This is a genomic window from Metallosphaera sp. D4-4 (assembly GCF_046245145.1).
Classification (GTDB): domain Archaea; phylum Thermoproteota; class Thermoprotei_A; order Sulfolobales; family Sulfolobaceae; genus Metallosphaera; species Metallosphaera sedula.
The window spans coordinates 868,717-882,278 of record NZ_CP176412.1; the positions used below are offsets into that span (position 1 = coordinate 868,717).

16 protein-coding genes are annotated in these 13,562 nt (G+C 47.3%); 8 read left to right on the forward strand and 8 right to left on the reverse strand.

From position 1 onward, the window contains the following. Window positions 1-16: 16 nt before the first annotated feature. From ACI49J_RS04920 to ACI49J_RS04935, 4 genes are read left to right on the forward strand one after another with little or no spacing between them, the layout of a single operon-like run. Window positions 17-1,456, forward strand: coding sequence for an ABC transporter substrate-binding protein (locus ACI49J_RS04920; protein ID WP_240253146.1), 1,440 nt, complete (start codon window positions 17-19; stop codon window positions 1,454-1,456). Between the two features lie 5 nt (window positions 1,457-1,461). Continuing rightward, the gene (locus ACI49J_RS04925; protein ID WP_275691868.1) at window positions 1,462-2,286 is read left to right on the forward strand and encodes a carbohydrate ABC transporter permease; all 825 of its coding nucleotides are present in this window, start codon (window positions 1,462-1,464) and stop codon (window positions 2,284-2,286) included. After that, entirely contained in the window at window positions 2,283-3,083 is an 801-nt protein-coding gene (locus ACI49J_RS04930; protein WP_240253148.1) for a carbohydrate ABC transporter permease, read from the forward strand. The genes ACI49J_RS04925 and ACI49J_RS04930 overlap by 4 nt, the downstream gene beginning before the upstream one ends. Beyond that, window positions 3,080-4,054: an ABC transporter ATP-binding protein gene (locus ACI49J_RS04935; protein ID WP_240253149.1), complete on the forward strand. Its 975-nt coding sequence runs from the start codon at window positions 3,080-3,082 to the stop codon at window positions 4,052-4,054. The genes ACI49J_RS04930 and ACI49J_RS04935 overlap by 4 nt, the downstream gene beginning before the upstream one ends. A gap of 106 nt (window positions 4,055-4,160) precedes the next feature. On the opposite strand, the gene ACI49J_RS04940 is transcribed toward ACI49J_RS04935, so the two are convergent. The 6 genes from ACI49J_RS04940 to ACI49J_RS04965 all read right to left on the reverse strand — a co-directional run bounded on the left by ACI49J_RS04940 (window position 4,161) and on the right by ACI49J_RS04965 (window position 8,594). Next, a complete protein-coding gene (locus tag ACI49J_RS04940) occupies window positions 4,161-4,937 on the reverse strand; it encodes a dienelactone hydrolase family protein (RefSeq protein ID WP_240253150.1) in 777 nt (258 codons plus the stop codon). A gap of 30 nt (window positions 4,938-4,967) precedes the next feature. Continuing rightward, window positions 4,968-6,560, reverse strand: a complete 1,593-nt coding sequence (locus ACI49J_RS04945) for a radical SAM protein (protein ID WP_240253152.1) — start codon at window positions 6,558-6,560, stop codon at window positions 4,968-4,970. A 156-nt stretch (window positions 6,561-6,716) separates the two neighbouring features. Next, window positions 6,717-6,968, reverse strand: coding sequence for a hypothetical protein (locus tag ACI49J_RS04950; protein WP_240253160.1), 252 nt, complete (start codon window positions 6,966-6,968; stop codon window positions 6,717-6,719). Window positions 6,969-7,160: 192 nt separating this feature from the next. After that, window positions 7,161-7,676, reverse strand: coding sequence for a hypothetical protein (locus ACI49J_RS04955; RefSeq protein WP_240253162.1), 516 nt, complete (start codon window positions 7,674-7,676; stop codon window positions 7,161-7,163). A gap of 10 nt (window positions 7,677-7,686) precedes the next feature. Further along, window positions 7,687-8,337, reverse strand: coding sequence for a hypothetical protein (locus ACI49J_RS04960; protein WP_240253164.1), 651 nt, complete (start codon window positions 8,335-8,337; stop codon window positions 7,687-7,689). Window positions 8,338-8,447: 110 nt separating this feature from the next. After that, a complete protein-coding gene (locus ACI49J_RS04965; protein ID WP_240253167.1) occupies window positions 8,448-8,594 on the reverse strand; it encodes a hypothetical protein in 147 nt (48 codons plus the stop codon). An 81-nt stretch (window positions 8,595-8,675) separates the two neighbouring features. Between ACI49J_RS04965 and ACI49J_RS04970 the strand changes: the two genes are divergently transcribed. Genes ACI49J_RS04970 through ACI49J_RS04980 form a run of 3 tightly spaced genes read left to right on the forward strand, consistent with a single transcriptional unit; the run spans window position 8,676 to window position 11,761 of the window. Further along, the gene (locus ACI49J_RS04970) at window positions 8,676-9,575 is read left to right on the forward strand and encodes a 2-hydroxyacid dehydrogenase (RefSeq protein ID WP_240253169.1); all 900 of its coding nucleotides are present in this window, start codon (window positions 8,676-8,678) and stop codon (window positions 9,573-9,575) included. 43 nt (window positions 9,576-9,618) lie between these two features. Next, window positions 9,619-11,118, forward strand: a complete 1,500-nt coding sequence (locus tag ACI49J_RS04975; protein ID WP_240253172.1) for an ATP-dependent endonuclease — start codon at window positions 9,619-9,621, stop codon at window positions 11,116-11,118. Further along, the gene (locus tag ACI49J_RS04980; protein ID WP_240253173.1) at window positions 11,105-11,761 is read left to right on the forward strand and encodes a hypothetical protein; all 657 of its coding nucleotides are present in this window, start codon (window positions 11,105-11,107) and stop codon (window positions 11,759-11,761) included. The genes ACI49J_RS04975 and ACI49J_RS04980 overlap by 14 nt, the downstream gene beginning before the upstream one ends. Window positions 11,762-11,778: 17 nt before the next feature. Here the strand turns inward: ACI49J_RS04980 and ACI49J_RS04985 are convergent, their stop codons facing one another. Continuing rightward, on the reverse strand, window positions 11,779-12,465 hold the full coding sequence (locus tag ACI49J_RS04985; RefSeq protein WP_240253174.1) for a hypothetical protein: 687 nt from the start codon (window positions 12,463-12,465) through the stop codon (window positions 11,779-11,781). 37 nt (window positions 12,466-12,502) lie between these two features. On the opposite strand from ACI49J_RS04985, the gene ACI49J_RS04990 reads away from it, so the two are divergent. Next, the gene (locus ACI49J_RS04990) at window positions 12,503-13,171 is read left to right on the forward strand and encodes an arylmalonate decarboxylase (RefSeq protein ID WP_240253175.1); all 669 of its coding nucleotides are present in this window, start codon (window positions 12,503-12,505) and stop codon (window positions 13,169-13,171) included. A 66-nt stretch (window positions 13,172-13,237) separates the two neighbouring features. Here ACI49J_RS04990 and ACI49J_RS04995 read toward each other — a convergent pair whose 3' ends face one another. Next, window positions 13,238-13,513, reverse strand: coding sequence for a hypothetical protein (locus tag ACI49J_RS04995; protein WP_240253176.1), 276 nt, complete (start codon window positions 13,511-13,513; stop codon window positions 13,238-13,240). Between the last annotated feature and the right edge of the window lie 49 nt (window positions 13,514-13,562).

Consider the following 13,562-nt stretch of genomic DNA (forward strand, 5'->3'; position numbering starts at 1 on the left):
GATATATTTAAATAACATGAAGTCCAATATGAGGAAAGTGATACCCTTGTTACCGAGAGTTAATTATAAAAAGTCAGTTAGGGGGATAGCTAAATCCGTTGTAATAGGGATAGTAATTGTAATAATAGTTATAAGTGCAGTGGCAGTTATAGAGTTGACAAGCCATAGGACAACGCCCCCAAGTGTAACTAACACCTCAACTACCACAACGACTCCTCCCCCTGTTACTGGGAACGTGACCATAACCTATTTCGACGACCTCTCTCAGTCAGAGGCTTCGGTAATGCAGAACGTAATTATTCCGCAGTTCGAAAAGGAATATCCCAACATTCATATTAACTATGTTGATGAAGGTGCAACAGACATCGTGAAGAGCGTTGAGGAGCTAGAGTTAAGCGGTAACGTTGGACCTGTAATAATTGGAGAGGATAACCTGGTTATTGGGGAGCTTCTGAACGGGAACTATCTAATGAACCTCACGCCATACACGAGCGAAATACTTCAGAACGTCTCCCTCATACCCTCAATGGTGAGCCTCGTAAAGTATGAGCAAAGTGTTTACCACGGGGAGTTCTTCATACCGTTGAGGGGTAACATACCCCTAGTGTGGTATAACGCAACGCTGTTCCAGGAAATGGGAATAACTCCGCCTCAGAACTGGTCTCAGCTAATGCAGGTAGCCTCTGAGATAAAGGCTAAGACCGGCGTGGCCCCAATCATGTTCCAGGGTCACGGCGGAGCCAGCACCTACACGGAGCTTTACCAATGGATGGTACAGGCTGGAGGAAATCCATTCCTCTTCAACGACTCCGGTGATGTGTTAGCCTTCGAATATCTCTATAACCTCTCCAACTACTTCACTCCGGGTTACGTCCACGGGTACTGGGGTAGCTATAAGGGGTTATTGAGTGGCGAGTATTACATGATTGATTATCAATGGCCCTACATCTATAGCACCATGGCTAGTGAAGGCGTAAACATGAGTCACATAGGTTTCTATCCAGGTCCCACGGGACCTGCTAACGGGGACCATCTGGTGGGCGGAGATGTCCTGGCCATACCTAAGGGAGCAACTGACATTCCTGCACTAATAGATTTCGCGAGGTTCCTCCTATCGACGCAGGTTCAAAGGGACTTCATCATATACTTGTCCTGGCCGGCAGTAAATCAGCAGGCCTACAACAACTTGCCAAGCAATATTAGCACATTGTACAAGGCAGAGGAGGAGGCCATGAGCAACGCGTTCTTCAGGGAACCTGTTCCATGGATAACTGTATGGGGACAGATCGCTGACAAGGTATTTGACACGATTATTGTGGATCATGCACCCTACTCCCAGATACCTAGCATCCTAAGCCAGGCGAATCAGGAGATGTATAACTACCTAGTTCAGAACTACAACACCACTGTGGCTCAGCAATACGAACAGGGAGTCTACGGTCCATTGTACGGGTGAAAAACTTGAGGTTAACCCCTTTTTTACTGGTCCTGCCTGCGGTGGGGTATATTGTTGCTTTCTCTTTTTTTCCCACTATTGACGCCGTTTATCTAAGTTTTCAGGATCCCCATGGGGGATTATCGCTTCATAATTACCAGGAGCTGGCCTACTTTAATGTAGGGGGAGCAGTCTTAGACACAGTTCTCGTCACTGTGGGTGCGCTTCTAATTCAGCTGGCCTTGGGTTTTCTAGTGGCATCTGTGTTAAGCAGGGAATTCCTCGGAAAGAGGGCACTCTCCACAATGACGATCATTCCCATGGGTGTGGCCACAGTGGTCGCAGCCATAACCTTTAGTTTCATTTTCCAAACCAGTGGCGGTTACGCCAACACAGTGTTGCATTCCTTATTCGGGATCAATGTTAACTGGTATCAGACTTCCCTATCATCCCTCCTTGTCGTCATGCTCGCTGATAGCTGGAAGAACACTCCCATAGTGTCCCTGATTCTCCTTGCTGGAATGTCCTCGATCCCAAGGGAGTTATATTACTCCGCAGCCATAGACGGCGCTGGTCCGGTGAGAAGGTTCATTCACATCACGTTACCAAATCTAAGGGGCTTCATAGGTGTAGCCCTCATCCTTAGAGGGGTTCAGGAGTTCAACATCTTCGCTCTTCCCCTAATCTTAATAGGAGACCATCCTCCCCTACTTACCACCTTGGTGTATAACCTCTACACGACCACCTTTCCTGAAGTGGGCCTAGCCCTTGCTGCGGCGACCATTCTCCTGGGTTTTATCCTGGTCTTCATGGGTGTTGTGATAAAATTGACAGGAGGTAGATCCTCATGAAGTGGTCCTACATAGGTGCAATTGTGGTGGGCGCGTATTTCCTGTTCCCACTCTATGTCCTTTTCCTGTTGGCCTTCAATTCGCCAACCTTCACTATATTGGCAAGGTATCCCGCTCTCCTCCCCATCTCATTAACGTTGAATAACTTGGTTGTGTCCCTGCAGGGTTCAGCGTTCATAGACCCCTTGGTAAAGAGCCTGGAAACTGCCACCCTGGTTGGGGTGATTACCCTAGTACTCGCAGTTCCAGCAGGTTACGGTCTCAGCAGGCTTCCTAGAGCTATTGCCTATCCCATCCTAGTTCTCCTTCTTGTGACTAACATGATGCCAGCTATCGTTATTGGGATTCCCATAGCAGTGGAGTTCATTAAGCTACATCTCTTTGAGAGCGTTGAGGGGCTTGCCCTAGCGCAGACCCTGATTACCCTTCCACTGGCAACTTTCATCCTTCAAGGAACTTTCTCCTCAATACCGTCAGACCTAGAGAATCAAGCCAGGGTCGATGGTGCGGGCCTACTGAGAAGGTTATTCTCGATCCTGTTGCCCATAGCCGCTCCTGGAATAGCAGCTGCCTTCCTAATATCCTGGATGTTCTCCTGGGACGAGTTCACATATGCCATACTATTGATTCCGTATCATTCTACGCTTCCAGTCACCATATACTCTGACGTAACTAGGGGTAACCTGCTTGCAGGCGTAGCGTTTTCCCTGGTCTTCACGATTCCCGTAATAGTATTAACTTTCGCGTTACAAAAGTATCTAAGAGGAGAATATTTGGCAGGGGGGATAAAGGCATGACCGTAGAGCTAGTTGAGCTTGTGAAGGTTTACGGGACCAAGAGAGTCCTAGACGGTGTGACGGAGAAGATAGAGAGTGGGGAATTCTTCGTGATTCTTGGTCCCAGCGGAGAGGGGAAGTCCACTCTCCTTAGGATCATGGCAGGAATAGAGAAGCCCGACAAGGGTAAGATACTCGTGGATGGAGTAGACGTAACTAACAAGCCTCCAGAGAAAAGGAACGTGGCAATGGTCTTTCAAAATTACGCACTCTATCCCAACATGACTGTGAGGGATAACATAGCCTTCCCGCTTAAGATGAAGGGAATGAAAAAAGAGGAGATACAGGAGAAGGTTGAGAAGGTCGCAGGCCTTCTGGGAATATCGGAAATTCTTGACAAGAAGGTTACGAAGATAAGTGGAGGTCAACAGCAGAGGGTGGCCATAGCTAGGGCAATTGTGAGGAACCCGTCTTACTACCTTCTGGATGAGCCCCTCAGTAACTTGGACGCTAGGATGAGAACTGTGGCCAGAGGTGAGCTCAAAAGAATTCAGAAGGAGTTGAAGGGTACGTTCATTTACGTGACACATGATCAGAAGGAGGCTCTCAGTTTGGCTGATAGGGTTGCAGTTCTTCATGCAGGGAAGTTTGAACAGGTAAGTAAACCCAAGGACTTGTATGACTATCCCAGAACTAAGTGGGTTGCCGAATTCATAGGAGACTTCCCCATGAATTTCGTTCCAGGGGAAATACTGGGAGAGAAGGCCGAGGAAGTAGGGTTCAGACCAGAGTGGGTCAATGTGGGGAAGGGGGAGCTAACATGTTCCGTGGAGTCAGTGGAGGCAGTGGGAGATTCCAGGTACCTCATCTGCGTTTTCAAGGGGTATGGCATAACGATCCTCTCCGAGGAATACTATGACGTGGGCGATGAGGTCAAGTTTGAGATAACGCAGTATAGACAGTTTAAGGATGGACAGCTGGTAGAAGAATAAAAATCAATTTTTCTTTTCATCTTTCTCTTTTTCAGTCATTTCCAGGATCCTTACCCAAGTCATGAAACAATCCTCAATGATCTTCCCCTTTTCCTCTTCCATGTTCTCACCCCAGAACCCTGGTGAAGAATCTGACGGTTCTATCCCATGCATCCTTCGCAGCAGCCTCGTTGTAAACTTGGCCACCCTCAGTGGCAAAGGCGTGATATGTTCCAGGGTATATCTTCATGTCCAGTTCCTTCTTGTACTGGATCATGGCTCTCACCATGTCAGGGACTCCCTGGTTTATGGCAGAGTCCTCACCTGCGTAATGAGCTAGAACGGGCCCCTTGATCTTGGCTATGTCCTCGAGCGTTCTGGGATTTCTTCCGTAATACACGACTGTGGCATCAAGGGGGACCTGAGTGGAGAGCTGGAAAGCTAGACCTCCTCCCATACAGAACCCTATGGCGCCAAACTTGGGGAGGCCGAGCGACTTGAGGTAATGAAACGCATGTTCTAGGTCCTTTAACATTCTGTCCTCCGTCGAGGCCCTATTGACCACAAGGTCTTGGTAGATCCTCTTCTCCTGTTCTGTTAGTCCCTCAACAATCTTGGCTAAGGCCTCCCTATCCCCCCTCTTCTCTGGTGGTAGGGAGAAAAACCTTCGCATGACGCTGGAAATGGTCCTCTCGTTGAAGATGTCGGAATCCCTGGAGTACAGGTTAGGTGCAAGGGCAGTGAAGCCCAGACCTGCGAGACGCCTAGCAACGTTCCTCAAATACTCCGTGATGCCCCAGATCTCTGAGATTACAATGATTCCGGCCTTGTTTCCTCCTGTGACGAGGAAACCCTCTACCTCTTTCCCATCAAAACTAGGATACTTAATTACTTTTTCTTCCATACCAAGTTTAGACATCTAATAGTAAAAAACCTAACTTTCATGCCCCTTGAAGGATAGCCTGCCGAGTTCAAGGATGGCCCTTATGGTCCCCACGGTGTTGTTGATGTTGATGGTCGAGAACTCCAGGGACTTCTTTCCCTTACTTTCCTTGAGGTCCCTGAAGAACCACTCTATGGACGAGAATATCCTATCTATCATGAATCTCACGATCCTCCCAGTAACTCCTTTGCCCCCAGCCAGCCTTGGAGCGAGTTTTCTCGTAACCTTCATGTTGTAAGTCCACGCAATGTAGAGGAGATCCCAGTACTTGGAGGGTAACTTCTCAAGTGCAGGGAAGGGATTGTCCTTTATCCTAGTGGTTGAGATGGGAATCACGGGTAGCGGGAAGATCCAAGCCGTGAAGTCGTGGTCTATTATCTTCTGAACCAGGTCAATGCTTTCCTGAACGTCGTCGTCTGTCTCCTCCTTGTAACCTATGGTCATGGTGTAGCACGGGAAGATGTAGTTGTCGTTCATGATAGCTGTGGCGTCCATGATAACGTCTCCCCACTCCCTTGGCGTCCAAGGGAAGGCCTTTGCTGGCATGTACTTTTCCAGGATCTTGAGGCTTCCGCTCTCTAGTCCAACTACAGGCATTACCGACCTATCGAAGTCATAACCTGCGATGTCTGCCATGGCCTGGACAGTCCTCGGACTAGACTTAACGGCTGGTGCAGAGATATGGGGCCAGAATATTCCGTCCACACCCATGCCTTTCACCTCTGTGAAGAGCTTCACGATGGCCTCGTGGTTCACCCTCAGCTTCGAGGATCCGTAAAGGAGAATGTCATCTGTGATGAGATCTATGTTCCTTATACCTCCCTGAAGGTTGACATCAACCTCCTTCTTGATGGTATCTAGGGGGATTGTTCTGAAGGTCTCAGGAGTGATGGAACAGAAACTGCAACCTCTGGGACATCCCCTAGTCACCTGTACTTCTCCCCATCTAGTTGGCCCCAGGATTGGAGGAATCTCTTCGACCTTGGGGTCTCTTCCCTTCACCAGGGGAGGCACGCTCTCACCCCTGAGCATGGACTTCACCAGGGGAGGTAGGGTGACCTCTGCTTCCCCGAGCAGGAGGACATCCAACCACTCGGGTCTATCGCGGGCCAATTCCCACGCTCCGGGTCCACCGGCAATGACCTTGAAATTATACTTTCTCTTTAACCTGGAGATCTTGTCTCCGAGTTCATCGAAGAACTGTTCCAGCCACGATTTCCCTCCACCAAAGAGAAGGGCCAACTTGAAGGTTACGGGATCCAGACCTCTAGGGTCATGGACCGATATTCCCACGATCTTGGTGTTGTGCGAGACCGCCTTCTCCAGCCTCTCAGGTTGGACAATCCCCACATCAGTTATCCCGCTGGAAACCAGGCTGGCCTCAATCTTCCTCAGCGCATATGGGGCGTAAAGGGCCCTCCCCTCCTTATCCACATCCTTGATCGGGGGAGTGAAGAACCTATCCATGAAGAATCGTGGAACTAGCCTCGCCGGCATGCACGCCACGTATCCCAGGACGCTGGATGGCCCAAACCTGGTGAAGGATCCTCGATCCGAGGTTAGGATCACGCTCCATCCAGCCATGAGTATACATGGGACGCTTAAGAATTTAAAGATTAATTAAATGATGTTCAGTTGATCAATTAGTTTCTGAGATGTAGTAAAAATCTCTTGAGATATTCTAATTAATGGATGAAACGGATTAAAATTATATTTAATACAAGGTTTAGCTTATAATATTCACACGACCTTTAGTAGGTTTCGGGCGGAAACGTAGGAGTCCTCACATGCCTTAGCGTCTATGGGGGCGTAGTTAGCTGAACTATGTTTAGAATCCAAGTCACTGTATGTTAAATTTAAATAGTAGAGTGACACGTTCTTGTATCCATTGCCGTAATCGTAAAAGTGGTCTGCTAATGTCCTGTACACATAAATCTTTGTCAGATATTCCCTAAGATCTGGTTGATTTAGTAATTTTGTTTTATTAATCATATCTTTTATAAACTCCCCTTCATAAAAACCCTTAGGGGGATTTTCACCTCGTTTTTTCATCCACGCTTCGAACACAATAAAAAAGAAAGCACTGACTGCCCTACGGTAACCAGCGGGGTTGTTGCTCTGTTGACATAGATTGGTATATATAAAATCTGTAATTTCCATAAAAATTCCACTCCGTGCGAACTCTTATCTTCGGAATAGAGCTCTTTCGCATATAACGTTGAGGTATTTAGCCTCAGGGTAACGGAACACGATCCTCAAGGCCTCATCCCACTCGTCCTCCCCACAGTCAATGATGACGTCTATGAATGTGGGTTCGTCATCGACGCCTGCGAGTCCCACAGCTTTGACCCTTCCCGTGAACCTGTCCGCCAGATGCACGAAGGCCTTCAGCATATCCACAATCTCCGAGTTAGAGGAACCTAACTTGATCCCGAATCTTATCAGGGCCTTGAATAGTTTCGAGTATTTTAGAATTAATTCCAGGTTTTTATCACTAAAAAGAGATGAGGGTATGATGAGCCTCGTCTCCCTCTCCTCCTCGTTGTAGGACAACAACAAATCCAGGAATTTGTTATCATCCACTAACTGAATCAATACCAAGTCGTTAGCATGTACGAACCAGACCGTCATCTGAGTGAGCTCTGAGGATTCGGACTCCTTGTTAACAGGCATTCGAGTATCGGTTACGGAGAGACTCATCGTCATCACCCTAGGTATGCTCAATCAACTTCTCGTAAATGGTCTCAATATCCCTCAGAAATTGCTCGATCTCCCCCTTAATCTGCACGTCTCTCAGGACACCGTTTATAATGATCTGGCTTGCCTCCTCCGGGTTAATCCCAACTTGGATTTCTCTCCAGGGCTTTTCTCTGATGTTGCCCGATCTTGGACACTCACCGGATATGATCACGGAATAATAGCGTGGAGAGTTAATGGTCTTCAGGGAGTTTATGGGAGTGTCTAAACATCTCAACTGTCCATTGAGAACCAAGTTGATGTCGATCTCACGCATGTACACCGGTATTTCCATAACTTCAGCCTGTTTCTCTAAAATTGATAAGTTGTTATTTATTTGTTGCCTATCATTGAATTCCATGAAAAGTGCCCCTCTAACCTTGTCGCTGTAGACAAAATTCGTTAGACGAATGGAATTACCGCCCGGTGCACTCATCAGAGTACTGGGAATGCCTTGAGTTAAGGACAATATTGGTTTCCCGGGGGTGGCTTTGGGTACGATCCCCTGAACACTCTCAATCACTTTCACAATATCCTTATTTCCGATCTCCCTCTCAAGCAGGACGAACAGCATTATTTTGGAGCTTATTACCTTTTGCCATAGACTCGCTGTCTGAGCACTCATTGAAATAACTAAATGTCTTTGAAAATAAGCTTTACTACAGCAAAATCTCGCGGGGTAACTCACTAGTAACTGTTGAGATTGAACGAGGTGTCCATGGGAGAGGCATGGTCTTACTGGCCCGGGTCTAGGTAGAGGAATTGGACAACCATGTTGATTGGGGAAGCCCCTAGAGAGCTTACTAGGAAAGGAAAGAGAGCTATCATGGCCCCAAATCGAGTGAGATCTCCATTCCCGATGAAGGCCCTGGCAACCGTCACTGGGGTAGCCCAACACAGGCGAGCACCGTGGAGGCCCCACCACGAAGTAGAGCCTATTTACTTGAAATACAAGATTTATTCATGATAATCTCAACAGAAAGGTTACCCGAGGAGTGTCATACCCTCCTTGACAAGTTTGGGGTCAAGGACTCCAACTTAACCGACTCGGATCTGAGGGAAGGGGAAGTGCTAATGACTTGGCCCTCGAAGGTCGCTGGCCTCCTGGAGAAGATGCCGAAGCTCCGCGTTCTCCAGACCTTCTCTGCCGGAGTTGACGACCTCCCCTTCGAGAAACTTGTAAACGTCACGGTGATGTCCAACGCTGGGGCCTACTCCGAGTCCGTTGCTGAACACGCGTGGGCCCTTGCCCTAGCCCTGGCAAAGAGGGTGAACGTGAGAAAAAAGGTCGAGACTTACTCCGTGATGGGAGGGACCGCCGTGATTCTAGGGGCAGGGGGAATAGGGTCTGAGATCGCCAGGATCGCCAAGTTCGGGTTCTCGATGAAGGTGGTGGGGGTGTCCAGGTCCTTCAAGAGACCGGAGTTCTTCGACGTTAAGCTCCACCCAACCCAGTTGAGGGAGGCCATCCCGCAGGGAGACGTGGTGTTTGATGCCCTACCCCTGAACAAGGAGACCAGGGGACTCCTAAACTATGAGTTGTTGAGGCTGATGAAGCAGAGGGCAATACTCGTGAACATGGGGAGAGGGGAAACCATAGTGGAGGAGGACATCATCAGGATTCTCAAGGAGAGACCTGACCTTAGGTTTGGGACAGACGTGTTCTGGAGGAGGAACGGGAGGGAGAACTTCGACAGTCCGCTGTGGGAACTGGAGAACTTCGCTGGGACATATCACACCGCGGGGGCATCGGCTAGCGGGGAGATCCTGAGGAGGGCGATGATAAGTGCCTGTGCTAACCTGGAAAGGTATCTCTCCAGGGAGGAGGCGAACAACCTGGTGAGGATCTCGGACTACTTGTAGACCTGACTCTAACCCTTAATAACTGACCAGGAGGATTTATCCTATGAAAGTTGCCGTTTACTGTGGAGCCAAGAGCTGGATCGACATTTGTGACAAGGTTCCAGGGAACTTGACGAAGCTAAACTACGAGAACGTGCTATCGTGGCTTAACGGGGCAGGCGAAGGGGACTACCTCATCTTTGGGACTGACGTGATACCCTATACCATCTTTAACTACCCAGAGACCAACCTCGCGAATACCCCGCTTTTCGCGTTTCTAAGGAGGGGTGGAAGGGTTATTTGGATTGGCGACGTCCCTTTAATGTTTAGGGAGAAGCAGGGAAAGATTGAGAGCCCAGGGATTGTACAGGTAGGAGTATCAACTACGTATGCACCCTCACCATATAACTTGCCTGCCCCCCTTCCCTATCCAGCGAATTTTGAGGATAAACCATATTCATTCAATATAAAACCCTCAATAGTAGGAAGCTACTTGAGTTATGAACAGCGCGAGTCATGGAGGCCTGTTCAACTCTCAGGCAATATTATTCCCCTTAGTTTCACTCTAGAGGACCTAGTTCCATCTTGGATATTGCCCCTTGAGAAGGGATTCTTCGTTAGGCTATTTGACGGGAAAACCGTTGATCCTTCCTACGTTTTTTCGTTTCCAGGCAAATTTGAGTCACTCCATGATAAATATTTGTTTGGAATTTCGTACAGGATACATAAAAATCTTAAGTTAACACTCCCGAAGGCATCCTTGTACGTGATCGTAGGAGATAACAACGTGGGAAAGACCTCAATTCTCGAGGCGATAGCTCTACTCGACTCACGGAACATTGGTATGATCATATCCCACAGAGAGACTGAGACGGACTTCAGAATTGAGGCTTACCTACCATACATATACGTGAAGGCTATTAGAGGTGTAGTATCTCTTCAAAGCAATCTCTCAGCTCTACTGATCTATCCCAGGTTCAGTGGAACTGAGGATCTTCTCAACACGTTGAAAGAAAATGAGAGAGTGGAATTCCAGATGCGAATGACTGAGGCGTTGAGGAAATTCCTGCGGGATATTGTATATGTTTACGTGAGTACTAAGGAAAACAACAAGGATAAAAGGGAGGTGAGAGTCCTCCTAAAGCTACCCAAGATAAACGATGACCAGGAGGTGGACCTCCCTGAAAACTATCAGGACAGGAAGCTCTCGGAGCTTGGCGAAGGATACAGGGAATTAATCAACTTCATGGCTCTTTACGTCCTCAGGAAGCCCGATATCGTGCTTATTGACGACCTCGAAGCCTTTGCCTTACACCCAGACCTGCTAAAGCAATTCATTGAGGTCCTTTTAAACCTTGGCAAACCGGTTTTCATAACCACTCAAAGTATGGATGTCATGTATTACGTGAATGAGGTAGCCAAGAGCAGGAACAGGGAGGACGTATACTATATTCTGCTTGGAAGAGGTTCAGCTTACAGGGTTAAGACCAGGAAAGAATATGAGGAACTTGAATTTGTAGACATTAGGAGGCTAGCAAAGGGCGTCACAGATGAATCTGGATGATAGGGAGTGTAACTCAGCAGGCATTCTCGTGAGTTTTAGTGATGGTAAGCATGATTACGAGTATTTTTATAATGTTCTTGAACAATTCAAGAGGAAATATTGCAATAAATGTGTTTCACTTCTCAGCCCCCATGAAACTATAGATATGATCAGCAGGTTAAGTGGAAATAAGGGTAGACCAAATAGACCAACTGGTTTACCTATGGCCATACCTCTGATTAAGGAGATACTATCAGATAATATACATCCTAAATTAATCCCTGTCATTCACATTGATAGAGAACATCTAAGGGACTATAATGGTCGTGAATACGAAAGAATCTGTAAAAGTGCAGGATCTATTGGACTAAATTGCGAGTTCAAGGAATATCTGGTTCAGGACAAGATTTTAGTCTTTAACTTCAAACTAAACGACCGAGACAAGAAAGTCTATTTTGTGCTCGTGGGAAATTATCTATGTCTAGAGGACGAGATACTTGCAAGCTTGGGTCAGGACCTAGAGGAACCATCAAGGAAAGAAACCTGTGATAAATACTATAATATCTATAAACAAAAGCGAAGGGAAATCGAAGAAAGGCGAGCTGAAATTAATGAAAAACTATTTGAAAAGTTATTCGCCCCAATATTCGATGACCTAGACTAGTCCCCAACGAAAATATCTCACTCCCCCTGATCCAGCCTTTTAAACATCTCCCACACTAGTTGGGAACACGTCTTCACATTGCTGAGAGTAGGTCTAAGGTTCCACTCCAACTCCCCATGTGCCAGAAGGTTCCTCACATTGATTGAAAGCCTCAAGGCTATACTCTCCCTCTGGTCCACTAACCTCTCCGCCCAGTTCAGGAGGAGACCCTGGGAGAAGGGGAAGACCTCACCCTTTACCCTAACCTTATACTTGCTCCATCCCTTTCTCCTAATGTAAAGCTTCACTTTCCTGTAATCTAGCCCCTTAACCTTGACCTTGGTTTTCCCATACTTCAGCGTTACCTTCTCCCCCATCCAGGTCGAGTAAAGGCTTCTCAACCCCATTTCGAGGATCAAGTAGCTCTCCAGGGTTGCAAGGTCATTCATTCCGCAATTAATCAGTTTCACGGCATAGTCCTGTGCCTTAACCACTTTCTCAGGTAGATCCCCATGAATCTCCCCATCCCCCAGGATTAGATAGGGGATATTTGCCAGGTAAACCCCTATCACATCCCTCTTCCCTGAGACCTCTACAACTTCGTCCCTTATCCTCACCTTTCCGCCTCTATACTCAAGGTTCTGAAGGGCGTCCTCAAGTATCTCGTCATCCCCCTTCTTCCTGTACTGGAAGAACTCGTTAGTCACCTGAATTAGACTTTTCACGGATCAATTTTTTCTTCTAGTTTATTTAAACTCAAGTATGCCAGGAGGAAGAGGAAGGATTGGAGTTATAGTTCCTGCGAACAACGCTTCCATTGAATACGACCTATGGAAGATGAGCCCTGAAGGCGTTACGGTCCACTCTACCAGAACCAGACCCACGAAGGGATGCGAACCCACAGACGTCGAGGAGTTCAAGAAGGAACTAAGGCATGCCCACGACCTTTTGCGCGAAGTATCTGACGTGATAATATACGGTAGAACCTACGGTACCCACAAGCATGCGTCAGTCATAAGGGAGGTAGCGGACTTCGTCATTCCTGAGGAGGCCGTAGAGAAAATTTTACGAAAACTTGGGGTCAAGAAGATTTGGATCGCCACGCCCTACGTGAAGCAAAGGACCCTGGAGGAAGTTGATTACTGGAGGTCTAAGGGGTTTCAGGTAACGGGATACGATGGACTTAACAAGATCAGGGGAGTTGATATCTCAAACACGAATACCTTCACCGTGTACAGGCTCGTCAAGAAGCATCTAGACAACGTAATTCAGGCAGATGCCGTGTACATTGCCTGTACCGCCCTGGCAACCTATGAGGTTCTAGGATACCTTCACGAGGATCTAGGTATGCCAATAATTTCCGAGAATTCAGGGGCAATGATGGAAGCCCTGGACAGGCTCAAGATATCTAGTAGGGTACCGGGAATGTAGAGAATTTCATCATGCCAAAAATTTGAGATCCTGAAAGAATCTCTAGATAGAAAAAGTAAAAACACTTCACAACAGTTTATGCTCGTACTTGGTTACTGGACTTATCATCTTCACTTTCCAGGTTATTCCCATCTGACTGGCAACGTTTGCAAGGTCCTGCATGCTTGGCACGTCCCACTCGCAAACTGCTGTCTTGTTAGCCTCATCCACGTTCAACTTCTCGAGCTTAAATCCCTTCGGAAGCTTCTTTCCCTTCGCCATGTCCACTAACCCGTTGAAAAACTTCAGGGCCTGATCCTTCTGCGTATCATCCCATTCATGTATCACGTAAACCTTTGCCATAGATATAATATCAAATCTATAAAATATAAGATTTTCCATCATTAACTTA

What these genes read in the sequence shown, in the direction of transcription:
- ACI49J_RS04920 (WP_240253146.1), top strand. Translation starts at nt 17, where the DNA reads ATGAAGTCCAATATGAGGAAAGTGATACCCTTGTTACCGAGAGTTAAT.
- ACI49J_RS04930 (WP_240253148.1), top strand. Translation starts at nt 2,283, where the DNA reads ATGAAGTGGTCCTACATAGGTGCAATTGTGGTGGGCGCGTATTTCCTG.
- ACI49J_RS04935 (WP_240253149.1), top strand. Translation starts at nt 3,080, where the DNA reads ATGACCGTAGAGCTAGTTGAGCTTGTGAAGGTTTACGGGACCAAGAGA.
- ACI49J_RS04940 (WP_240253150.1), bottom strand. Translation starts at nt 4,937, where the DNA reads ATGGAAGAAAAAGTAATTAAGTATCCTAGTTTTGATGGGAAAGAGGTA.
- ACI49J_RS04945 (WP_240253152.1), bottom strand. Translation starts at nt 6,560, where the DNA reads ATGGCTGGATGGAGCGTGATCCTAACCTCGGATCGAGGATCCTTCACC.
- ACI49J_RS04950 (WP_240253160.1), bottom strand. Translation starts at nt 6,968, where the DNA reads ATGATTAATAAAACAAAATTACTAAATCAACCAGATCTTAGGGAATAT.
- ACI49J_RS04955 (WP_240253162.1), bottom strand. Translation starts at nt 7,676, where the DNA reads ATGAGTCTCTCCGTAACCGATACTCGAATGCCTGTTAACAAGGAGTCC.
- ACI49J_RS04960 (WP_240253164.1), bottom strand. Translation starts at nt 8,337, where the DNA reads ATGAGTGCTCAGACAGCGAGTCTATGGCAAAAGGTAATAAGCTCCAAA.
- ACI49J_RS04970 (WP_240253169.1), top strand. Translation starts at nt 8,676, where the DNA reads ATGATAATCTCAACAGAAAGGTTACCCGAGGAGTGTCATACCCTCCTT.
- ACI49J_RS04975 (WP_240253172.1), top strand. Translation starts at nt 9,619, where the DNA reads ATGAAAGTTGCCGTTTACTGTGGAGCCAAGAGCTGGATCGACATTTGT.
- ACI49J_RS04980 (WP_240253173.1), top strand. Translation starts at nt 11,105, where the DNA reads ATGAATCTGGATGATAGGGAGTGTAACTCAGCAGGCATTCTCGTGAGT.
- ACI49J_RS04990 (WP_240253175.1), top strand. Translation starts at nt 12,503, where the DNA reads ATGCCAGGAGGAAGAGGAAGGATTGGAGTTATAGTTCCTGCGAACAAC.
- ACI49J_RS04995 (WP_240253176.1), bottom strand. Translation starts at nt 13,513, where the DNA reads ATGGCAAAGGTTTACGTGATACATGAATGGGATGATACGCAGAAGGAT.